This window comes from Streptomyces sp. NPDC059852 (assembly GCF_042731455.1).
Taxonomy (GTDB): domain Bacteria; phylum Actinomycetota; class Actinomycetes; order Streptomycetales; family Streptomycetaceae; genus Streptomyces.
The window spans coordinates 43,676-65,509 of the sequence record NZ_JBHWJK010000020.1; the positions used below are offsets into that span (position 1 = coordinate 43,676).

Annotated in this window: 18 protein-coding genes; 4 read left to right on the forward strand and 14 right to left on the reverse strand. The window is 75.9% G+C overall.

Annotated elements, in window-relative coordinates; translation table 11 throughout:
- Positions 1-162 precede the first annotated feature (162 nt).
- Genes ACFV46_RS24070 through ACFV46_RS24080 form a run of 3 tightly spaced genes read left to right on the forward strand, consistent with a single transcriptional unit; the run spans position 163 to position 3,661 of the window.
- A complete protein-coding gene (locus tag ACFV46_RS24070; protein WP_361934252.1) occupies positions 163-1,377 on the forward strand; it encodes a lycopene cyclase family protein in 1,215 nt (404 codons plus the stop codon).
- Positions 1,374-2,108 (forward strand): methyltransferase domain-containing protein, encoded by a 735-nt coding sequence (locus ACFV46_RS24075; RefSeq protein ID WP_361934249.1) that lies wholly within the window; start codon positions 1,374-1,376, stop codon positions 2,106-2,108. The genes ACFV46_RS24070 and ACFV46_RS24075 overlap by 4 nt, the downstream gene beginning before the upstream one ends.
- Positions 2,105-3,661, forward strand: coding sequence for an FAD-dependent oxidoreductase (locus tag ACFV46_RS24080; protein ID WP_385499596.1), 1,557 nt, complete (start codon positions 2,105-2,107; stop codon positions 3,659-3,661). The genes ACFV46_RS24075 and ACFV46_RS24080 overlap by 4 nt, the downstream gene beginning before the upstream one ends.
- A 62-nt stretch (positions 3,662-3,723) precedes the next feature.
- On the opposite strand, the gene ACFV46_RS24085 is transcribed toward ACFV46_RS24080, so the two are convergent.
- The 5 genes from ACFV46_RS24085 to ACFV46_RS24105 form a co-directional block, all read right to left on the reverse strand.
- Positions 3,724-4,728 carry a DUF5914 domain-containing protein gene (locus ACFV46_RS24085; protein ID WP_361934243.1) on the reverse strand — a complete coding sequence of 335 codons (1,005 nt, stop codon included), beginning with the start codon at positions 4,726-4,728 and terminating at the stop codon, positions 3,724-3,726.
- On the reverse strand, positions 4,725-5,726 hold the full coding sequence (locus tag ACFV46_RS24090) for a phytoene/squalene synthase family protein (RefSeq protein ID WP_385499597.1): 1,002 nt from the start codon (positions 5,724-5,726) through the stop codon (positions 4,725-4,727). The genes ACFV46_RS24085 and ACFV46_RS24090 overlap by 4 nt, the downstream gene beginning before the upstream one ends.
- Entirely contained in the window at positions 5,713-7,287 is a 1,575-nt protein-coding gene (crtI, locus tag ACFV46_RS24095) for a phytoene desaturase family protein (RefSeq protein ID WP_376729918.1), read from the reverse strand. The genes ACFV46_RS24090 and crtI overlap by 14 nt, the downstream gene beginning before the upstream one ends.
- Positions 7,284-8,417 carry a polyprenyl synthetase family protein gene (locus ACFV46_RS24100; RefSeq protein WP_385499598.1) on the reverse strand — a complete coding sequence of 378 codons (1,134 nt, stop codon included), beginning with the start codon at positions 8,415-8,417 and terminating at the stop codon, positions 7,284-7,286. Before ACFV46_RS24100 ends, crtI begins: the two co-directional genes overlap by 4 nt.
- Before the next feature lie 264 nt (positions 8,418-8,681).
- Positions 8,682-10,811 carry an FUSC family protein gene (locus ACFV46_RS24105; protein ID WP_385499600.1) on the reverse strand — a complete coding sequence of 710 codons (2,130 nt, stop codon included), beginning with the start codon at positions 10,809-10,811 and terminating at the stop codon, positions 8,682-8,684.
- Positions 10,812-10,977: 166 nt separating this feature from the next.
- Between ACFV46_RS24105 and ACFV46_RS24110 the strand changes: the two genes are divergently transcribed.
- The gene (locus ACFV46_RS24110; protein ID WP_361934228.1) at positions 10,978-12,108 is read left to right on the forward strand and encodes an AI-2E family transporter; all 1,131 of its coding nucleotides are present in this window, start codon (positions 10,978-10,980) and stop codon (positions 12,106-12,108) included.
- A gap of 66 nt (positions 12,109-12,174) precedes the next feature.
- Here the strand turns inward: ACFV46_RS24110 and ACFV46_RS24115 are convergent, their stop codons facing one another.
- The 9 genes from ACFV46_RS24115 to ACFV46_RS24155 form a co-directional block, all read right to left on the reverse strand.
- On the reverse strand, positions 12,175-12,852 hold the full coding sequence (locus ACFV46_RS24115; protein WP_385499602.1) for an adenosylcobinamide amidohydrolase: 678 nt from the start codon (positions 12,850-12,852) through the stop codon (positions 12,175-12,177).
- Between the two features lie 97 nt (positions 12,853-12,949).
- On the reverse strand, positions 12,950-14,242 hold the full coding sequence (locus ACFV46_RS24120) for an ABC transporter substrate-binding protein (RefSeq protein ID WP_361934226.1): 1,293 nt from the start codon (positions 14,240-14,242) through the stop codon (positions 12,950-12,952).
- A complete protein-coding gene (locus ACFV46_RS24125) occupies positions 14,239-15,351 on the reverse strand; it encodes a branched-chain amino acid ABC transporter permease (RefSeq protein ID WP_385499685.1) in 1,113 nt (370 codons plus the stop codon). Before ACFV46_RS24125 ends, ACFV46_RS24120 begins: the two co-directional genes overlap by 4 nt.
- Before the next feature lie 22 nt (positions 15,352-15,373).
- Positions 15,374-16,273 (reverse strand): branched-chain amino acid ABC transporter permease, encoded by a 900-nt coding sequence (locus ACFV46_RS24130; protein WP_376728184.1) that lies wholly within the window; start codon positions 16,271-16,273, stop codon positions 15,374-15,376.
- Positions 16,270-17,070, reverse strand: coding sequence for an ABC transporter ATP-binding protein (locus ACFV46_RS24135; RefSeq protein ID WP_361934221.1), 801 nt, complete (start codon positions 17,068-17,070; stop codon positions 16,270-16,272). The genes ACFV46_RS24130 and ACFV46_RS24135 overlap by 4 nt, the downstream gene beginning before the upstream one ends.
- Positions 17,067-17,885, reverse strand: coding sequence for an ABC transporter ATP-binding protein (locus ACFV46_RS24140; RefSeq protein WP_385499603.1), 819 nt, complete (start codon positions 17,883-17,885; stop codon positions 17,067-17,069). The genes ACFV46_RS24135 and ACFV46_RS24140 overlap by 4 nt, the downstream gene beginning before the upstream one ends.
- Positions 17,886-18,076: 191 nt before the next feature.
- Entirely contained in the window at positions 18,077-18,643 is a 567-nt protein-coding gene (locus ACFV46_RS24145) for an SHOCT domain-containing protein (RefSeq protein ID WP_385499604.1), read from the reverse strand.
- Between the two features lie 98 nt (positions 18,644-18,741).
- Positions 18,742-20,043: a helix-turn-helix domain-containing protein gene (locus ACFV46_RS24150; RefSeq protein ID WP_361934212.1), complete on the reverse strand. Its 1,302-nt coding sequence runs from the start codon at positions 20,041-20,043 to the stop codon at positions 18,742-18,744.
- Between the two features lie 216 nt (positions 20,044-20,259).
- Complete coding sequence (locus ACFV46_RS24155) at positions 20,260-21,783, reverse strand: LuxR C-terminal-related transcriptional regulator (RefSeq protein ID WP_385499606.1); 1,524 nt, start codon at positions 21,781-21,783, stop codon at positions 20,260-20,262.
- Positions 21,784-21,834 lie beyond the last annotated feature (51 nt).

Sequence of the window (21,834 nt, forward strand, 5' to 3'; positions counted from 1 at the left end):
GGCGCGCGTGCACGGCGTCGCCCGGTCCGGCCCGGGTGCATCCGGGGCCGGGCGGCGGCCGGAAGAGGGGGCGTACCGAGACGGCGACCGACCCCCGGATGCGGAGCGCGGCGTGACCAGCGACGGCCCCCTTGTGCACACCGCCACCCGCCGGGGGGCCGTATGAGCGGGATCGCCGTCCGGGAGACCGACGTGCTGGTCCTGGGCGGCGGTGCGGCCGGGCTCTCCCTCGCGGACCGGCTGGCCGGGACCGGCCGGGTGGGCGTGCTCGTGGTGGAGCCGCCCGACGGGCCGTCCCGTCCACCGGCCCGGACCTGGTGCTTCTGGGACGACGGCACCTGCGGCCTCGACGAGGTCGTGAGCGCGTCCTGGCCACGGCTGCGGGTGCACGGCGGCGACGGTGCCGCGCACACCGTCGACCCGTCCCCGCTGCGCTACCGGATGCTGCGTTCGACGCGGTTCGAGGAGTACGTGCACGCCCGGCTGGCGGAGCGGCCCGGCTGCGGCGTCCTGCGTGCCACGGCCGGCGCCGTACGCGACACACCCGGTGGGGCGGAGGCCGACTGCACGGCGCCGGACGGGGGTTCGCTGACCGTGCGGGCCCGCCTCGTCTTCGACTCACGGCCCCCGGGCGCCCTGCCGCCGGCCCGCACCCGGTTGCTGCAGCACTTCCGCGGCTGGTTCGTACGGACGGCACAGCCGCGGTTCGACCCCGCTGTCGCCGACCTGATGGACTTCCGGGTGCCGCAGCCCGCTCACGGGCTCGCCTTCGGATACGTCCTGCCGCTGGCGCCCGACCACGCCCTCGTCGAGTACACCGAGTTCTCCCGGACGCCCCTGACCACCCCGGCGTACGAGAAGGCGCTCGACCGGTACTGCCACGACGTCCTCGGGCTGGGCGAGTTCGGCGTGGAGACGGCCGAGCAGGGTGTCGTGCCGATGACCGACGCGCGGTTCCCGGTGCGGGTCGGGCCGGCGGTGTACCGGATCGGCACGGCGGGCGGCGCGACCCGCCCCTCGACCGGCTACACCTTCGCCGCCGCCCAGCGCCAGAGCCGGGCGATCGCCGCCTCCCTGTCCACGGGCCGCCCGCGCGTGCCGGCGCCGCACGGGCGGCGGGCCCTCGCCATGGACGCGGTGATGCTGCGCGCCCTGGACACCGGCCGGATCGACGGACCCGCCTTCTTCACCGGGCTGTTCGCCCACACCCCGGCCGAGCGGCTGCTGCGGTTCCTCGACGGCGCCACCACGCTCCGCGAGGAGTGGTCCATCGGACTGCGCGGGCCGGTGGGCCCGATGCTGCGCACCGCCCTCGAACTGCCCTTCCTGCCCCGCCGATCCCACCCCGCCCCACGATCCGGAGACCGCCTCCCATGACACTGCTGCGCGACCACGACCTGGCCCGCGCCTTCGACCACGCGTCGGGCACCTACGACCGCCTCACCGCCCTCAACCCCGGCCACCGCGCCGAACTCCTGCGCTCGGCACGCCGGTTGCGGCTTCCGCAGGACGGCGAGGGGCTGCACGTCCTCGACCTCGGCTGCGGCACCGGCGCCTCCACCCGCGCTCTGCTGCGGGCCGCGCCCCGCGCCCGTATCACCGCCGTGGACGCGTCGGCCGGCATGCTGCGCCGGGCGCGGGAGAAGGCCTGGCCGGAGCGGGTGCGGTTCCTGCACCGGACGGCCGAGGAGACGGTGACGGACGCCGAGGGGCCCTACGACGCCGTGTTCGCCGCCTATCTGTTCCGCAACGTCACCGACCCCGACCAGGTGCTCGGCACCGTCCGGTCCTGCCTGCTGCGGCCGGGCGGTCGGCTGGCCGTCCACGAGTACAGCCTCAGCGGGTCGGCGACGCATCGGGCGCTGTGGCGGGCGGTGTGCGACGGGGTCGTCGTCCCGATGGGCACGCTCACGGGCGACCGTGCCCTGTACCGGCACCTCGGGCACAGCGTCCTCGGCTTCGACACCGCCCCGGAGTTCAGGGACCGGCTGGCCCGGGCCGGCTTCACGGACGTACGGGCGCTGCCCGTCGCCGGGTGGCAGACCGGGATCGTGCACACCTTCCTGGCCCGCAACGGCTCCTCCGCGCGGCCGGCGGAGGCCCGATGAACGCCGGGACCCGCCCCACCGCCGCCCGGCGCGGTCGCGACCGCAAGGCCGAGGTGCTGATGCCCGCGCCGGGCCGGGAGCGGTTCGCGCCCGGGGACGCGCCGTCCGTCGCCGTGGCCGGCGGCGGGATCGCCGGGCTCGCCGCGGCCACCCTGCTCGCCGAGCGGGGCGCCCGGGTGACCCTGTACGAGCGGGAGGAGTCCCTGGGCGGCCGGCTCGCCGGTACGCGCACCCGGCTGACGGACGGCTCCGACGTCACGATGACCCGGGGCTTCCACGCGTTCTTCCGCCAGTACTACAACCTGCGCGGTCTGCTGCGGCGCACCGACCCCGGGCTGGACCGGCTCACCCCGCTGCCCGACTACCCGCTGCGGCACAGCGGCGGTCTGACCGACAGCTTCGCGAAGGTGCCGCGCACCCCGCCGTTCAGCGCGCTCGGCTTCGTCGTCCTCAGCCCCACCTTCGGCTGGCGCGACCTGGCCGCCATGAACGCGCGTGCCGCCCTGCCGCTGCTCGACGTGCGGGTGCCTGAGGTGTACGAGCGCTTCGACGACGTCAGCGCGACGCGTTTCCTCGACGGGGTGCGCTTCCCGGAGGCCGCGCACCATCTGGCGTTCGAGGTGTTCTCCCGGAGCTTCTTCGCCGACCCGGCCGAACTGTCGGCGGCCGAGCTGCTGGTGATGTTCCACATCTACTTCCTCGGCTCGGCCGAGGGCCTGCTCTTCGACGTGCCCGACGAGCCGTTCCCGCAGGCGCTGTGGGAGCCGCTGGGCGACTACCTGGAGCGGCTGGGCGCGGTCGTACGCACCGGCACGGCCGTGCACACCGTGCGGCCCCGCGCGGGCGGCGGCGCCGAGATGGAGACCGACGCGGGGGCCACGGCGCACGACGCGGTGGTGCTCGCGCTCGATCCCGGCGCGCTGCGGCGGCTGGTCGCCGCGTCGCCCGGGCTGGGGACCGCGGACTGGCGGGACGACATCGACGCGCTGCGGACGGCCCCGCCGTTCCTCGTGTCCCGGCTCTGGCTGGACCGCCCCGTCCGCCCGGAGCGGCCCGGCTTCCTCGGCACCAGCGGCTACGACGGCCTCGACAACATCAGCGTCCTCGACCGCTACGAGGGCGAGGCCCGGCGCTGGGCGGACCGGACCGGCGGCTCGGTCGTCGAGCTCCACGCGTACGCGGTCACCGGCGGCCGGCACGAGAAGGTGGAACGCGGTCTCCTCGAACGGCTGCACGAGGTGTACCCGGAGACGAGGGAAGCGCGAGTGGTCGACGCCCGGCACGAGTGGCACGCCGACTGCCCCCTGTTCCCGGTGGGTTCCTACGACCGCCGACCCCGCGTCCGCACCCCGCACCCCTGGCTGACGCTGGCCGGGGACGCCATCCGCTGCGACCTCCCGGTGGCCCTGATGGAACGCGCCGCCACGACCGGCTTCCTCGCGGCCAACGCGCTGCTGGCCCCGCGAGGGGTGCGCGGCCAGGTCCTGTGGACGGTGCCCCGCGCGGGCCGGTCACCGGCGCTGCGGGCACTGGGCGCACTGGCGGCCCGCTGAGGCGAGGCGGCCGGCCGGCGCTCGGAACGCCGGCCGGCGGCCCCCGAGCGCCGTGCCGGGGCTCAGCCGGGGAAGCGGCCCGTGCTGCGGAGTGCCCAGCGGCGTTCCGCGTAGGCGAGGTCGTCGCGCCACAGGCGGCCGGCCGTGCGGCGGATCAGGGGGCGGAGGGCGGGGGCGGCCGCCTTGGCCAGGGCGAAGCCGCGTCGGTCGGAGGCGGCGACGACCGCCTCGACCACCGCGGTGCGCGGCCTGCTCGCGCCCTCGGCCGTCAGCGGCGTGGCATGGGTCTCCACCACGGACGTCGCCCCCTCGCCCTCGGTGATCCGCATGAGGACGGTGCGCGGGTCGGGCGCCGTGAACTCGGCGCGCACCGGCACCACCCAGGAGCCCATCGCCCGGAAGGAGACGTCGACCACGAACGCGTCGTCGCCGTCGCCGTCCGGTGCGCCGACCACCTTGAGGTCGACGAACGAGTACGGGTGGAACCACGAGCCGTGCCAGGGGTCGAGCCGGTTGGCGACCACGTCCTGCGGTTCGCACTCCCCCACCGCCGTGAACACGGCGTCCAGCGCGCCCTCGGCCGGGCGGCGCGGCACCACCGGCCGCTCCAGCGGCTCCTCGCCGCCGACCTGGTCCAGCCGTACCCAGACGAGGACGCCGTCGTCGTGCACGGGGTAGGGCTCCCAGCCGGCGAACGGCGCCCCGTCCAGGGCGAGTCCGTGCCAGTGGCACACCAGCGTGCCGCACACCACGCGGCTGTCGCGCAGCGGCGCCCCCAGGTGCGGGCAGACGCCGGATCCGGCGTGCGGTGTCCCGTCCTCCCCGCGCCACAGCACGACCTCGACGCCGCCGACCGTCCGCCCGTAGGGGCGTTCGCCGGCCCGGATGTCCCGGGAGGCGCCGACGACGAACCAGTTGCCGGAGGGGCGGGCCGAGGCCCGTTCGAGAGCGTCGGCGATGAGCGCGGGGCGCGCCTCGCGCCAGGAGGGCCGCTGCCGCGCCCAGTCCGGCGGGCGCCGGAAGCGCAGCGGTGAGGTCCAGCGGGCGTCGTCCGGTCGTCGGGTCACCTTGCCCGCCCCTTCGTCTGCGGCGCCGGCCGCCCGGCCCGGGGTGCCGGGTGCGCGGCGCGGGTGGTGGTGTGCCGGCGGGCCGCGAGGATGCGGACCGCGCCGGCCGCGGCGGTGGCCGCCCGGCGGACGGCCGGTACGACCGCGCGGCGGTTCAGGACGTCGTAGTCCTGCTCGGCGATGGCGTCGAGGATGCCGCCGTACAGGGTGAACGCGGTGCGGATGCAGGGCCGTACGCGAGGTTCGAGCATGGCGATCCCGGGTTCCGCGGACCGGTAGACCTCGCGGGTCAGGGCCTCGGCGGCGGTGAACGCGGCGCGGATGCGCGGGTCGCGCCGGCCGGTGCGGCGGCTCCACTCCAGCAGGGGCCGGTCCACCCCGTGGGCGGCGAGCAGGTCGGCCGGCAGATAGACGCGGCCCCGGTCCAGGTCCTCGCCCACGTCCCGCAGGAAGTTGGTGAGCTGGAAGGCGACGCCGAGGTCCGCGGCGTGCGGGGCCGCCTCCTCGCGGGGCACGACGGTGCCGAGCACCGGCAGCATCTGCAGGCCGATGACCGCGGCCGAGCCGTGCATGTAGGCGCGCAGGTCGGCGTAGGTCGGGTAGTCCGTGACGGTCAGGTCGGCCCGCATCGAGGCCATGAAGTCGGCGAACAGCGCGGTGTCGATGCCGTAGCGGGCGGCGCTGTCGGCGACGGCGCGGACCACCGGTTCGTCGCCGCCGCCGGTGCGCAGTCCGTGGGCGAGGTCGCTCTCCAGGCGGCGCAGCAGCACGTCCCGTTCCGCCGGGGTGCGGCCGCGGTCGAGGTCGTCGACGATGTCGTCGGCCCAGCGCGCGAAGCCGTACAGGGCGTGCACGGCGCAGCGGCGTTCCACCGGCAGCAGCCGGGTGGCGAGGAAGTAGGTGCGCCCGTGGCGGGCGTTGAGGGCCCGGCAGCGCAGGTAGGCGTCGCGCAGCGCGGGGTCGGTGATCCGGGCGGCGTCGAGTTCACGACGGGACATCGGTACCTCGTACGGTCGGGGCGGGCGCGGCGCGCCCGGTCGGCGGGAGGGCACGGGCGCGGGGCGGGCGGCGGCGCGCGGTGACGCCGGTGATGCGGGCGGCGGCGAGCTTGCCGCTGACGAGCACCGTGGGCACGCCCACCCCGGGGGTGGTTCCGCAGCCGGCCAGGACGGCGTTGTCGAGGCCGCGCAGGAGGTTGCGGGGCCGGAAGGGGCCGGTCTGCGCGAAGGTGTGGGAGACCGAGAAGGGACTGCCCGCCGCGTGGCCCTGGGCGGTCCAGTCCAGCGGGGTGACCAGCATCTCCTCCTGGACGCTCGCGTCGAAGCCCGTCAGGCCGCGCTGTTCGAGTGCGGCGACGAGGCTGTCCCGGTAGCGGGGGCCGAGGTCGCGCCAGGCGGGGGCGGAGGGGCCGACGTCGGTGTTCGGGCAGGGGGCCAGGACGTAGTGCAGATGCCGTCCGGGCGGCGCCAGTGCGGGGTCGTGGGCGGTGGGGCGGGTGATGAGCAGGGAGGGGTCGCTCATCAGGGCGCCGGTGCGGGTGAGTTCGTCGAAGGTGGACTCCCACGCCGCGCCGAACGACAGCGTGTGGTGGGCGAGTCCGGGCCAGGTGCGGTCGGTGCCGGCGTGCAGGACGACCGCGGACGGGGAGTGCCGCAGCGGGACCGGGCGGCGCGGGGTGCGGCCCAGGAGCCGGTAGGCGGCGGGCAGTTCGCAGGTCAGCACCACCGCGTCACAGGCGATGCGCTCCCCGGACGCGAGGCGGACGGCGCGGACCCGGCCGCCGGACCGCTCCAGCGCGTCCACCTCGGCCGACCAGCGCAGATCGGCGCCGGCCCCGGCGGCCGCGTCGGCCATCCCGCGGGGCAGCGCGTGCATGCCGCCGCGCGGGAACCAGACGCCGGCCACGGTGTCCATGTAGGCGATCACGGCGTAGGCCGCGAGGGCGCGGGCGGGGGCGACCCCGGCGTACAGGGCCTGGAAGGAGAAGACGCGCCGCAGCCGCTCGTCGCCGAGGAAGCGGCCGATCCGCCGGTCGAGGCGGCCGAAGCCGCCGAGCGCGGCGAGCCGGGCCAGGTCGGGGCCGAGGAGCTGCAGCGGGGAGTCGAAGTTGGCGTCGATGAAACGGCTCATCTGCGCCCGGTAGAGGCGTTCCAGCCAGGTGCGCAGCTCCCGGTAGCCGGCCGCCTCGGCCGGTCCGGCGAACCGCCGCACCTCCTCCTCCATGGCGGCGGCGTCGGTGTGCACGTCGAGCGCGCTTCCGTCGGCGAACCGCGCCCGGTAGGCGGGGTGCAGCGGGATCAGCTCGACGTGCCGGGCGAGGCTGTCGCCGACCGCCGCGAACGCCTCGTCGGCCAGATGGGGCATGGTCAGGACGGTGGGCCCGGTGTCGACGGCGTACGGGCCGAGCCGGACGCGTCCGGCCCGGCCGCCGGGGCCGGCGTCGCGTTCGACGACGGTGACCCGGCGTCCGGCGCCCAGCAGATGGAGGGCGCAGGCGAGGCCGGACAGGCCGGCGCCCACGACGACGACGTGTTCCGTCGGTCCCGGTACGGTCCTCACGCGGTGTCCTCCGTCCGCTGCGGGACACCGCCCGAGACCCGCGCGACCAGCGCGGCGAACTCCTCGCGTACGGCGGTGTCCGCGCCGGTGTCCTCGAAGTGCCGCAGGCTCGCGGCGGCCAGTTCGGCGATCTTCGTCTCGGTCAGCGCGCGGGCGCCGGTCCACTCCAGTGCCTTGCGCATCCGCTCGACGGCGGCGTCCGGCCGAGGTGAGGGGTCCGCGGCGAGCGCCGCCACGACCTCCTCGTCCCCGGACGCGGCGGCGAGCCGGACGGCGACGGCGAGCAGATAGGTCAGCTTGCGGGCGCGCAGGTCGTCGTCGGCCGGCTTCCCGGTGAGCGCGGGGTCGCCGAACGCGCCGAGCAGGTCGTCGCGCAGCTGGAAGGCGAGCCCGGCGTCCCGTCCTGCGCGGCGCAGTGCGTCCACGGTGCGCGGCTCCGCTCCGGCGAGCGCGGCGCCCAGCGCGAGGGGCCGTTCGACCGTGTAGAGGGCGCTCTTCAGCGTGGCGACGGTCAGGGCCTCCTCGACACCGGACGCGCCGGTGGCCTGGGCGTGCAGATCGCGGTACTGCCCGGCGACCATCTCGCCGCGCATGGCCCGCCACTCCTCGTACAGCCGCGGGCCGTGCGGGAGGCGCAGCGCCGTCTCGGTCAGCAGGTCGTCGGCCCAGGCGAGCGCCAGGTCGCCGGCGAGGACGGCGGCGGAGGCGCCGAACGCCTGCCCCGGGCCGGTCATCCCGGCGGCGCTGTGCAGGCGGGCCAGCTCCACGTGCATCGTGGGGCCGCCCCGGCGCAGCGGTGAGCCGTCCATCAGGTCGTCGTGTATGAGGGCGCACGCCTGGAGGAGTTCGAGGGCGGCGCCGGTGCGCAGGACCGCGGTGGCGTCGCCCGTGCCGCCGGCCGCCCGCCAGCCGCACCAGACGAACGCGGTGCGCAGCCGTTTGCCGCCGCGGCGGATCAGGCCGGCGACCCGGCCGGCGACGTCCTCGGCGAAGACCGGGTCCACCTGGCGGGCCTGCCCCAGTCGCGCGTCCAGGACGTCGTCCAGCACGGCGTCGACGCCGCGGGCGGCGTCGAGGGCCGTCGCGGGCGCACGGGCCGCGTCGGCCGCCGTCGGCCTCAGTTCCAGCATGCACGGCCCTTTCTCACTCTCCGTCACCTGCACACCTGCACTTCTGCCGACGCCTCGGGTGTGGATGCGCCCATGTGTTCCCCGCCTGCTCGGTCCGCCGGTCGAAAGCACTCCATGGGCCGAACACGGCCGTGAAGGTGAGCCCCGCGTACCCCCGAGGCCCCGCGGCTCACCCGGCGTTCCCGGTTCCCTCGCGGGCCTCGACCGGGACATCAAGGAGTGGACCGGACTCCCAGTGGACCACCGCCCGGCTGTGTTCCCGCGCTACGGCACGGGGTTTCGCCCGCTCGCACCGCCGGAGGGTGCGAGGGCTCCGGGCAGCCGGGACTCGAGCCGGCCGAGCTGGGCCGCCAGGCCGCGCAGCCAGATGTCGAGGTCGACCAGCGCCGGAGTGGGCCGCCCCGACGGACGTTCGGCCGGGGGCTCCGTCCGCCGGGGCGGCGGCGGTTCACCGGCGCACAGCGCGGCCAGCCGGTCGGTGGTCTCGGCGAGGGCCAGGGCCCCGGCCTGTTCCCGGTCCGCCGCCGACGGCGGCAGCGCGGCGACGGGGAGGTCGAAGCGAGGCAGCCACTGGGCGCCCAGGAAGACGTGGTGCGCGGTCATCAGGAGGGCCTGCCAGTCGGCCCCGCCGTGCCCGCCGCCCCCGGGTTCGCTGCGGAACTGCGCGTACGCGGCCTCCGCGAGCCGGTACCGGTGCAGGGCGGGCAGCGTCGGCGGAGGCGGCACCGACCCGGGTGGCACGGCGGCGAGCGTGCCGGCGGTGCCCTTGATCAGGGGGCCGCACTCGCGCAGAAGTCCCGCCATGGTGCGGCGCACCTCCGCACGCGCTCCGGCCGGCCAGGCGAGCAGTCCGCACAGCAGTCCGATCGCGCTGCCGGTGACGACGTCCACGATGCGGGCCTCGGCCAGCTGCCAGGACGCCGGGGTGATCTGGGCGAACGCGGAGGACACCACCAGCGTGAACAGCCCCTGCGCCCAGGCGATGCCCAGCAGCGGCCCGACGGAGAACGCGAGCAGCATGGCGGGGGCCAGCATCGCGGCATAGGCGTCGGTGTGCCGGCCCAGCCCGATGAGCAGCGCGCCGGCGGCGACGGCGCCCAGCAGGTTGCCGAGGACGGCCAGGCGGATGGCCGTCCAGGTCTCGCCGACGGTGGTCCGGCTCAGGGTGAGCACGGTCAGCAGCACCCAGAAGCCGTGGTCCAGGTCGAGCGACCCGGCCACGAGCCGTGCCGCGGCCAGCGCCAGCGCGATGCGCAGCGCGTTGTGGAACTGCACGGAGCGCGGCGTCAGGTTCCCGGTCATCCGGCGCAGCCACAGCCGCGGGGTGGTGCTGTACGCGTACCAGAACAGCACCGGCGGGTCGATGGGCGCGGTGCGGCGCCCGTCGAGGCCGACCCGCACGGCGATCTCCAGGGTCCGCACGGACTCGGCGAGCGACAGTAGCAGCGCCTGCCGGCGCAGCACGTCCGCGGGCGGCACCTCGTCGGCCGGTCCGGCGGCCTGCCGGACGCGGATGCCCTGGAAGTCCTCGATGGCCTCGTCCATGCGGTGGGTGCCGGGCACGGCGCGGCCGGTACGCAGTGCGGTGACGGTCTCGTCGAGCAGGCCCGTCACCCGCGGCAGGAGCGAGCGCAGGGCCCGGTCCGTGCCCGGGGTTCCCCGCCCCTCGGTGGTGGCGAGGGCGCGCAGCTCACCGGTCTCGGTCAGATGGGCCAGCTGTTCGAGGAGCCGGCGGGTGGCGGTCCCCGCCTGCGCCAGCCCGCGCGCGGCGCGTCCGGGTCCGGCGGGCCGCTGCGCGGGCGCCACCTCCGACAGCCGCAGCCGTGCGCCCGCCTCGCGCAGGGCCTGCGCGGAGAGCACGGTCTGCCCGTCGACGGCCTCGCGTGCCGTCCGCAGCGCCGCCGCGAGGGCGGCACGGTAGGTCGGGTCGGGCGGGTCCGGCAGGACGAACAGCTCGCACAGCACCAGCGCCAGCACGCCGAGGGAGAGTCCCGCCAGCCGCAGCCCCAGCGCGTCCGGGTCGTACGGCGGGAAGCAGGCGAGGATGTAGAACAGCTGGAGCGCGGGGGCGGCCCCGGCCGGGCGGGGGCCCGCGACGGCCGCGAAGGCCAGCAGGAAGCCCACGACGAGCATGCCGAGCACGGCCGCCCAGGTGTGCACGGCCAGCGCGGTCCCGAGCGCCACCAGCCCGAGGCCGACGGGCAGCGCAGCGAGCATGACCTCGGCCCGCTGCCGCCCGGAGCCCGGGATCGTGGACAGCAGGCCCAGCGAGATCGGCGCGAAGAGCGCGTACAGGGCGAGCACGGGCTCATCGAGGCCGTACAGGCAGGTGTAGAAGCCCACGGACGCGGCGAGCGCCACGCGCACCGCCCGGCGCAGGATCGCGGTCCGCATCAGCATGTTCCTCCCGGGCCGACGCCACGGCGACGCGTCACGGCATGGGGCGGCCGGGCGGCCGGAGACGCCGTACACCTCCTGATTGTCGTGGGGTACCGGCCTTCGGGCGAATTCCGGGCGCCATCCGCGATCGACCGGATGCCCGGTGGTAGGGGGCATGGAGATGGCCACTCCCCGCGATCCGTCCTCGCCGCCGCCGGGTCGCCCGGGCGGCGCGGACACCGGTGTGCCGGGCTGGCTGCGGACGTCGGCCGCCTACGCCTGGCGGGTCATCGCGGTCGCGGTCGTCGTACGGGCCGCGTTCTCGGTGCTCGGGCAGTTCCACCGGATCGCCGTCGCCGTGTTCCTGGGGCTGGTCCTCACCACCGTGCTGCGCCCGGTCACCGGGCTCCTCGCGCGCCGGCTGCCCCGTCCGCTGGCGGTGGCGACGGCCCTCATCGGCGCCCTCGCGCTCGTGATCGGGGCGCTCGTACTGGTCGGCGAGACGGTGGCCGATCAGCGCAAGAGCCTGCAGAGCGAGTTCGAGAAGGGGATCGACCGGATCGAGGGCCAGCTGGAGGGGCCGCCGTTCCGGCTGCCCGCGGACACCTTCCGCGATGTGCAGAAGCGGCTCGGCATGCTGCTGTCCGAGCACCGGTCCACGGTCATCAGTGAGGCGGTGAGCGGGGCGAGCCGGCTCGTGGAAGTCCTCACGGTGCTCGCGCTGGCGCTGTTCTGCGCCGTGTTCTTCACGCATTCGGGCGACCGGCAGTGGCAGTGGATCTGCGGCCAGCTCCCCGCCTCCGCGCGACGGCCGGTCGGGGTGGCGGGCCGGGCGGCCTGGCGGACCTTCACCGGGTACACCCACGGCATCCTGCTGGTCGCGGGCACCAACGCCGTCCTCGTCGGGGTGGCCCTGCTCGCGCTGCGGGTGCCGCTGGCCGTGCCGCTGGCGCTGCTGGAGTTCGCGGCGGCCTTCATCCCGCTGATCGGCTCACCCATCGCCCTGGGCGTCGCCGCCGTCGTGGCGCTGGCGGCGAAGGGGCCGATGACGGCGCTGATCGTGGTGGCGCTGATCGTCGTCATCGGGCAGATCGAGGGGCACGTGCTGCATCCCCTCGTCCTGAGCTGGGCGGTCAGCCTGCATCCCCTCGTCGTCGCCCTCGCCGTCGTGGCCGGGGCCATCGCGGCCGGGTTCATCGGCGCGGTGGTGGCCGTGCCCTTCGTGGCCGTCCTGTGGTCGGTGCGGCAGGCGCTGCGCGGCACGGACACCGGCCGTGAGGTCACGGCGGACGGTGGCCCGAGGGGCGGTTAGGGTCTTTCGTTTGGATCAGGCCGGATCAAAGACCCCGCGAGCCCGGCATGATCCAAACGAAAGACCCTAGGCGCGGGCGGCCGCGCCGACGGCCTGATGGACGGCGCGTGCCACGCGGGACCCCCACAGCGAGCGGGGCCCGCCGAAGGCGTGCGTCTCCTCGCCGGCACGCGGGCGGCGGACGGCCACGCACACGGCGTCCGTGGGAGTGCCGGAGCAGTCGAGACCGGCGTCGACCAGCGCCTGCACCTTGGCCTCGGTCGCGGTCATGACCGTGTTGACCAGCGCCGCGTCGGTCAGGGCCACGGGCACGGCGACCACGATGTTCACGGTCCCGGGGCGCACGGCCGTCGGGGCGGCCTCCGTCCAGTCCGCCGCCCAGCCCCGCACGCCGAGGCCCGCGGTGGCCACGGCCGTGACCCCGCCGTCGTGCCCGCTGCCGTACGCCCGGACGTCCGCGGCCGTCATCAGGCCGACACCCGGCCCGTGCGCGCCCGCGTCCCGGGCGAGTCCGGCGAGGTGCCGGTCCGGGTCGGTGCGCCGGTAGCCGTGGGCGACCTGGGCGTTGAGGACCCAGGCGCGTTCGCCGATGCCGCCGCCCAGGACGGCGTTGCTGATCATCCGCCAGCCCTCCCCCGCCCGCCACAGCAGGGAGCCCAGCGACTCGCCGTCCTCCGTGCGGGTCAGCTGCTCCATCGCCGTGGGCGAGGGCGCGGGACGGGACGGGGGTACGACGGCGGTCACCGGGAACCTCTCCTTGCGCTGGGATCGGCTGATCGTACGGGACGGGCGGGGGCCGTTCGGGTCCGCCCGTCCCGTACGGGGACGGTCCGGCGTGTCGTCAGCCCCGGGAGGCCAGGTACTCCTTCACCCCGGGCGCGGTGTGCGCCTCCTCCTCGTTCACCACCGCGCCGACCGCCTTGGCGTCGGGCTTGAGCACATAGGTCTCGGTGCTGGCCGGCCGTGCCTTGTCGGAGAAGTTCTGGGCGGTGCCGAGGCCGACGTCGACCGCGGACTGCGCGCGGTGCGCCGCGACCACGTCCGCGCGGGCCAGACTGCCCTTCTCGCAGGCCTTCTTCAGGTCGTCGCCCATGATCCGGGCGGCGTTGTAGCCGGACAGCACCCCGGCGTCCAGCAGGGAGCCCCGGTACTTCTTCTGGTAGGCGGCGACCATCTCGCGCACCCCTGGCAGGTCGGAGCTGACCGCGGGTGCCGCGCTGACGATGTGCAGCAGGGCGGCGAGGGCCGGCGCGGCCGGTGTCTTCATCAGCTGCGGGGCGTAGCCGGGGGCGCTGCTGACGACGGGCACCTTCAAGCCCCGTGAGGCCGCGACACCGACCAGCGAGGCGGTCTGGGCGGGCCCGGCGCTGATGAGGATCGCCTTGACGCCCTCCTTCCGCAGCGCCGAGACCTGGGCGGACAGGTCGGTGTCGGTCGCCTTGATCTTCTGCCCGGCGACCTTGACGCCCGCCTGCTTCGCGGCCCACTCGGAGCCTTCGAGCGCGTTGGCGCCGTAGTCGCCCTCGAAGTAGACGTGGCCGATGGTGTCGCCCTTCGCCACCTTCTTCGTCCGGGTCAGATAGTCGACGGCGGCGATCATGTCGATGTCGTAGGTGGTGCCCAGGACCTGCACGGACTCCTTGTCGAGCAGGGAGGCGGCCCAGGCCTGCGGGAAGGTCAGCACCTTGTCGCGTTCGATGTCGTCGAGCAGCGCGGCCATCACCGGCGAGCCGATGACCTGGGGCAGGGCGACGACGTCGGAGGAGAGGTCGGCGTAGGCGGTGACCGCCTTCTGGACGTCGTAGCCGTGGTCCTTGACGACGATCTCCACGCGCCGGTCGCAGATGCCGCCGTCGGCGTTGACCTCGTCGGCCCACATCTGCTGGGCCTGCACGATGCTCTTGCCGAGGGTCGCGTACGGCCCGGTGAGGTCGGTCAGCGCGCCGAGCCTGATGGTCTTGTCGGTGACGCCGGGGCCGGTCTTGATGCCTCCGGCGCCCTCCCCGGCGTTCTTGGACGAGTCGGCCTTGGAGCTGCATCCGGTGCCGGCGAGCAGCAGGGCGGCGAGGGCCGCGGCCAACAGGGTCCTGGTGCGGGGGGCGGCGGGGTGCGCGGGGTGGTGCGTGGGCTTCACGGGGTCGGCTCCTTGGCTCGTACGGCGGACGCGGGGGACGGGGTGGACACGGTGGCGCCGGAAGCGGGCGCGGGCGCGCCGCGGGTGCGGCGCAGACGGGTGCGCAGGCGGCGGGCCAGGCCGTGCAGTCCGTCGGGGGCGAAGAGGAGGATCAGCACGATCGCGGCGCCGTAGAGGTAGCGGGCGGCCTCGGTGGGGCCGACCGTGCCGTCGGTGGTGCCGGGGGCCGCGACGAGCGGGAGCTGGTCGGCGTAGCGCGTCATCAGCAGGGGCAGCGCCGTGACGAAGACGGCGCCCGCGGTGGCGCCCGCGACCGAGCCGAGCCCGCCGATGACGATCATGGCCAGGTAGTCGATGGACAGGACGAGGCCGAAGTAGTCGGGCACGACCCGGCGGAAGGCCAGGGCGAGGAGCACCCCGGCGAGGCCCGCGTACATCGACGACACCACGAAGGCGGCCGCGCGATGACGGGCGACGTCCACCCCCATCACGGCGGCGGCGGTCTCGCTGTCGCGCAGCGCGACCAGGGCGCGTCCGGGGCGGCCGCGCAGCAGTCCCCGGGCGGTGTACCAGGTGACCGCGAACAGGGCGAGCCCCAGGTACCACAGGCGTTCCTCGGCCCCGAACGGCACACCCAGCACCGTCAGTTCGGAGTCGGCGGAGAAGGAGAAGCCGCCCAGTTCCAGCGGCGGCACCGAACGGCCGTTGAAACCGCCGGTGACGGAGTCCGCGGTGAGCAGGACGTGGTGGCCGAGGAAGACCAGCGCCAGCGTGGCGACGCCCAGGTAGACGCCGCGCACCCGGCCGGCGACGGGGCTGAACAGCCCGCCCGCCGCCCCGGCCAGCAGGACCGCCAGCACGGCGGCCACGGAGGTCGGGAGCCCCGGACCGGGCTCACCGGCCAGCCACACATAGCCGTAGGCGCCGACGGCGAGGAAGAAGGCGTGGCCGAGGGAGAGTTGACCGGCGGTGCCGGACAGCAGGCCGAGGCCCACCGCGCCGACGGCCGCGGCCATCGAGAACAGGCCGATGCGCAGCCAGAACACGTCGAGGTAGAAGGGAAGTGCGCACAGGACGGCGACGGCGGCGAGGGCGCCGCCAAGGCGCAACGCGTGGGCGTGGGAGGGTCGTTCAGACACGGACCGCCGCCTTTCCGCCGAACAGCCCGGTGGGCCGGACGAGCAGCACGAGCACCATCACCGCGTAGGGGGCGACGTCGCCGAACCCCTCACCGAGGACGTGCAGTTCGGACTGGTAGCCGGCGACGAGCGCCTCGGTGAGCCCGATCAGCAGGCTGCCCGCGAGGGCGCCCGGCGGGGACGCCATGCCGCCGAGGATCGCCGCGGGGAACGCCTTCAGGGCGATCTGCCCGGTCGTGCGTTCCAGGCCGGGGGCGGGGAACGCGGCGAGGAAGACGGCCGCGAGGGCGGCGAGCGCGCCGGCCAGGCACCAGGCCAGGGTGCGCACCCGCACCAGCCGTACGCCCATGAGCGAGGCGGCCTCGACGTCCTCGGCGGCGGCCCGCAGCGACAGGCCCCAGGAGGTGTACCGGAAGAGGGCGAAGACGCCGGCGATGACGAGGGCCGAGACGACGATGGCGGCGATCCGGCTGTCCGCCACGGTGACCGGGCCCAGCGCGCTGACGGAGTCGCCCCAGGGGTCGCCGAGCGAGAGCAGGTCGCCGCCGATGCGCCGGGACAGGTCGGTGAGGATGACGATGTCGACGCCGATGGTGACGATGGTCTGGACGTGGGCGGTGTGCGGGTCGGCTCCCCCGCCGGCCTGGAGCAGGAAGCGGTCCATGGCGCCGGCCACGGCCGCGGTGACCAGGACGGACACGGCGAGGGCGGCGGCGAAGCCGAGGTCGTCGTGGAGCACGGCGGTGAGGTAGCCGCCGAGCAGCAGCAGCGAGCCGTGCGCGAAGTTCATGACGCCGGACGCCTTGAAGATGATGACGAACCCGAGGGCGACGAGGGCGTAGACCGCGCCCAGGGCGAGGCCGTTGAAGAGGGTGTCCAGGAAGGTGGTCATGCGGCGTCCTCCTCGTCGGCTCCGGTGCCGAGGTAGGCGCGCAGCACCTCGGGGTCGCCGCGGACCTCGTCGGGGGTTCCGTGGGCGATGACCCGGCCGAAGTCGAGAACGGTGACCTCGTCGGCGAGCCGCATCACCAGGCCCATGTCGTGCTCCACCAGCACCACGGACAGGCCGAGTTCGGCGCGCACGGTGTGCACGACCTCGACGGCGCGGGCGCGTTCGGCCGCGTTCATCCCGGCGACCGGCTCGTCCAGCAGCAGGACGCTCGGTTCCAGGCACAGGGCGCGCGCGAACTCCACGCGTTTGCGGTCGCCGTAGGACAGCAGGGCGACGGGGCTTTCGAAGTGCTCGGCGAGGCCGGTGAGTTCGGCGATCTCGCGGGCCCGTGCGAGGTGCTCGCGCTGTTCGCGGCGGGCGTGGGGCAGGCGCAGCGCGCTGGCCGCGAACCCGGCCCGGGACAGGGCGTGCCGGCCGAGCATCAGGTTGTCGGCGACGGTGCCCTGGGTGGTGACGATGTTCTGGAAGGTGCGGGCCACGCCGAGGGCGGCGATGCGGTGCGGGGCGAGCCGGGTCAGGTCGGCGTCACCGAGGCGTACGGTGCCGGACGCCGGGCGGCACAGTCCCGAGAGGACGTTGAAGCAGGTGGACTTCCCGGCTCCGTTGGGGCCGATGAGCGCGTGGACGGTGCCGGGGGCGACGGTGAAGGACACCGTGTCCAGGGCGGTGAGACCGGCGAAGCGGACGGTCACGTCCGTGACGGCCAGTTCGGGCGGTGCGGTGGTGCGGACGGTCACGCGGCTCCCTGCCCCTCGGTGGTCTTCGTCGCCCCGCCGGTGCCGCCGGCCTCCGGCGTCTCCCCCAGGTACAGCCGGCGTACGGCGTCGGTGCGGGCGAGTTCGTCGGCGGGCCCGGACAGCCGGACCTCGCCGACCTCCAGGACGTGCGCGGTGTCGGCGAGGGACAGGGCCATGCCCGCGTTCTGCTCGACCAGCAGGACGGCGGTGCCCTGCGCGTGGATCTCGCGGACGACCTCGGCGATCCGGTACACCATCTGCGGGGCGAGCCCCAGGGAGGGCTCGTCCAGCAGGAGCAGACGCGGGGCGGCCATCAGGGCGCGGCCGATGGCGAGCATCTGCTGTTCGCCGCCGGAGAGCAGTCCCGCGGCCTGCCGGGTGCGTTCGGCGAGCCGCGGGAAGAGGGCGAAGACCCGGTCGCGGGCCTCGTCGACCTGCGCCGGTCTGCGCCGCCCCAGGCCGAGACCGCCGGTGCGCAGGTTCTCGTCGACGGTGAGCCCGGCGAAGACGCGGCGGCCCTCGGGGACCTGGACGACCCCGGCGCGCACGGCGGCCACCGGGTCGCGTCCGTCGAGTTCCGTCGTTCCGTAGCGGATCCGGCCGGCCGTGACGGCGCCGCGGTGCAGACGCAGGGTGCCGGACACCGCGCGCAGCAGGGTCGTCTTGCCGGCCCCGTTGGCGCCGAGCAGGGCGACGACCGAGCCGTGCGGGACGGTCAGGGACACGGAACGCAGGACGGACACGGCCCGTCCGTAGGTCACGTCGAGGGCGTCGACGCGCAGGGCGGGCTCGTCGTCCGGTGGTGCTTCGGGCATCACGTCTCCTCGGATCCGTGCCGCGGGGCACGGGTGCGTCGGGGGGAGGGGCAGCCCACGACAGCACGTCGGTGACCGGCCGGTACAGGCCCGCGCCCCAGGTCGCTGCGCGGTCCCAACGGGGGTGGCCCGGGGTTGTGCGGGTGCCCACCAGGTCTTCGCGGGCCGGGAGTCCGGACTCGCCGCCGCCCCTACAGGCTCCTGAGGATCTCCGTCCTGCGGTCCCGGTACTCCTGGTCGGTGATCGCGCCGGACGCGCGCAGCTCGTCCAGGGTGGCGAGGCGGGCGGCGACGTGGCCGGCGGAGTCCGGCGCGGGCGGAGGATCGGCGGCGAGGCGGTGGCCCAGCAGGTCGGCGAGGGCCGTGCCCTGGTCCGTGGGCACCTGCCGGAGCTCGGTCCCGCCGCCCGCCGCGACGACGCGCAGCGTGCCCGTGAGCAGGCCGCCGGTCCACTGCACGGAGCTGATCCGTTCGTACGGGAACTCCTCCACGGTCCGCGTCAGCGTGCCGTGGGCGTAGAGGACGAGGCGCCGGTCCGTCATGACGAGGACGCCGGTGCCGCGGCCGTGGGAGCCCGTGGCGAGCATCTCCACGGTCTCGTCCTCACTCAGCACCTCGGGCAGCCGCCGTACCGCGTGCCGCACGCCGAGGGAGGCGACGCGGAAGGCCACGGCGTTGATCCGGGTCCGTACGCCGCCGCGCGGCCAGGGCCGCGGTGCGGGCGGGAGGCGCCCGCACCGGTGTCCCCTGTCAGCCATGGCGCCTCCAGCCGACCGGCCCCCGCCTCCTCACCCGAGTGCACCATCCGGCGCCCGGCCGCGCATCTTCGTACGGCGGCCGGGGCGGGGGCGGCCGGTCAGCCGCGCAGCAGACGCCGGGCCGTCAGGGCGAGGCTGATCTCGACCACGTCGAGCGGGCGGGCCAGGGAGCGGCCGGTGAGCTGTTCGCAGCGGCGCAGCCGGTTCAGGACGGTGTTGCGGTGGCAGTACAGCCGCTCCCCGGCCCGCTGGGCGGAGCCGTCGCAGTCGAACCAGGCCGTCAGGGTGTCCAGCAGGACGTCCCGGTCGGCCGGGTCCAGGCGCAGCAGCGGGCCGAGGACCTGTTCGGTGAGGGTGGCGCCCAGCTCGGGGCAGGAGACCACGAGGGCCTCGGGCAGATGCTCGGTGAGCCGGATCGTGCCGCCGCCGGGCGGGCAGATGCCGAGCGCGAGGTCGGCGAGGCGTCGGGCGTCGCCGACGGCGGCCAGGCCGTTCACGGTGCCGCCGATGCCGACGCGCCGCCCGGGCACGCCGTCGGCGGTCAGGCCCAGCGCCTCGACGGGGTCGCGGCCGTCCGCGTCGTCGCCGTCGTTCCCCTCGTCGCCGACCAGGACGATGCCGTGGTCCACTTCCCCTCCTGAGTGCCAGTACACGCTCGCACCGGGTGGTACGGCGGTGGCGCGGACGCCCGCCGGCAGTTGGGGCCGGCCGCCCGCGACCGCGACGACGACGTAGCGGCCCTGCTCCGGCAGGCGCAGGCCCTCGGCGGTCTCCGGCAGGTCGGCGATGCGGCTCGTGCCGTCGAGGAGGGCGGCCGCGAGGAGCCGTACCCGGTTCTCGCGCCGCCAGGCGAGCTGCCGTTCGGTCTGCCGGTATGCCTCGGCGACGATGCCGCTGTGCTCGTCGACGAAGTCCCACACGTCGGTGGCGACGTGCACGAGGAGCCGAACGTCCTCGGGCGCCGAGCGGGAGGTCTCCTCCACCAGCCGCTGCCAGACCAGGGAGCCGCCGAGCCGGAACGCGTGCAGCAGGGCGTCCAGCGGCAGCCCCTGCTCGGCTCGGGCGACCCCGATCCGCCAGGTGCAGCGGTGCGCGGCGTCCCGGGTGCCGCGCGGGTCGAGCAGCGAGGTCACGCTGTGCCGCAGGGAGCGGTGGGCCTCCTCCCAGGTGGCGCCGTGGTCGTGCGCCAGGGCGGTGCGGTACGCGGGTTCCTGCTCGCCGAGGGCGGTCAGGAGCCGGTCGGTGAGCGCCGGGAGGTCGTCGAGCAGGACGCGGGCCGCCCGGTGCAGGACGCGCAGCGCGTCGGCGTCGATCAGCGACCGCAGGCGCGGGGCCCGCCGGCGCGGGACGGGCACCGGCCCGGTGCGGATCGTGGCGCGTGTGCGTACGGCAGGATGCATCGCGGTCCTCCCCCAGCCTCGGCTTCCCGGCAGGGCTCCGGCGCCAGGCCGGCTCAGCGGTGTCCGGCGGGGTGCGCTGCCCGTGGGCGGTCGCCACCCGAATCGTCCTGCACCGAAGGATGGCATACCGTCCGGTCGGTCCCTAGGGGTGTGCAGCCGTATTCTTCGGCCGGGGTGGGGCGCGGCCGGCCTCACCGGCCCCCGTCCGGGCGCGGCTCACCGGTCCTCCTGGCCGACCATGAGCGCCAGTTCGATGCGGGAGCGGACGCCGAGCGCGGCGAAGACGTTGCGCAGGTGGTAGTCGACGGTGCGGGTGCTGACGGCGAGGCGCTGGGCCACCTCGCGGTTGGTGGCGCCCTCGGCCACGTACCGGGCGACGCGCAGCTGCTGCGGGGTGAGCCGGGCCAGGCCGGCGGCCTGCTCGGTCCTGGACGCGGCGCCGTTGGCGCGCAGTTCGGCGCGGGTCTGGTCGGCCCAGGCGGCGGCGCCGCAGCGCTCGAACCCGACCAGGGCGGCCCCGAGACGGCCGCGGGCCTCGCGCAGACGCCGGCGCCGGCGCAGCCAGCGGCCGTACAGCAGCTCGGTGCGGGCGCGCTCGAAGTCGCCGCCCGCCTCGTCGTGCAGGGCGAGTGCCCGCAGGTAGAGGGCGTCGGCCCGGTCGCCGGACGCGAGCAGGGCCCGGCAGCGGGCGAGCTGTGCCGGGGCGTGGGGGTCGGCGCCGAAGGCCGCCCACAGCGCGAGGTCGCCGACGACCGTCCGCGCGTCCTCGGGGTGCCCGGCGAGCACCGCGGCCTCCACGAAACACGGCACGGCGAGCATCCACACGGCGAAGTGCCCGCGCCGGGCGCCCTGTCCGACGAGCGGGCCGAGCCGGTCGGCGGCGTCCAGAGGGCGGCCCCGGGCCAGATCGGCGCGTGCCACGGCCCATTCGGCGAGGGTGGCCGCCTGCGCCAGGCCGTGCCGGCGGGCGACGGCGAGGGCGGTCGCCGCGTATCCCTCGACCGCGCCCGTGTCCCCTTCGATCGAGGCGGCCAGGGCGAGCATGGCGTGGTGGCTGGCCGCGGTGTTGCGGTGCCCGGCCGCCAGCGCGGCCCGTACGCCCTCCTCGGCGTGGGCGCGGGCCTGCGCGTGCCGGCCGGCCCGCAGTTCGCCGTAGGCGAGGTACTCCAGGGCGCGCGCCTCCGACGCGGCGCAGTCCGCGTTGCGGGCCGCGGCCAGCGCGCGGGCGCCGGCGGCGCGGGCCTCCCGCAGGTCCCCGAGGAGCAGGGCCGCGGACGCCGCCCGCAGCAGGCGTTCGGGCCGGTCGTCGGTGCGGGCACGGTCCAGCACCCGGCGCAGCGGGCCGACGGCGTGCTCGGGGCGCCGGGCCAGCAGCGCGCGCATGCCGTCGCGGTGGTCCTGGAGGAAGGCGTCCCGGGCCCACCCCGGTCCGGAGGGGGCGTCCGCCGCGTCCTCGCCGTCGAGCGCGCCCAGGCAGGCCGCGATGTCGCCCGCCGCCCAGGCGGCCTCGGCCGCGGACATCCGGGCGGCCTCGGCCAGTTCGGGGGCGTCGGCGGCGAGCAGGGACGCGGCCAGCAGCAGGCTCTCCCGGGCGTCGTCCACCGGCCCGTCGGACAACTGACGTCTGCCCCGGGCGAGTTCGAGGCGCCCTCGGTCGACCACGACCGACCCGGCGCCCTCCTCGCGGGTCCGGCCCCGCTCGGGGGGAGCCGTCCGCGTGCTGCTCCTGTCTGTGGTCATTCCCGTGATGTTACGGGCGCGTAAAGCGACGCGGAAGGCCCGCGTCCGTGC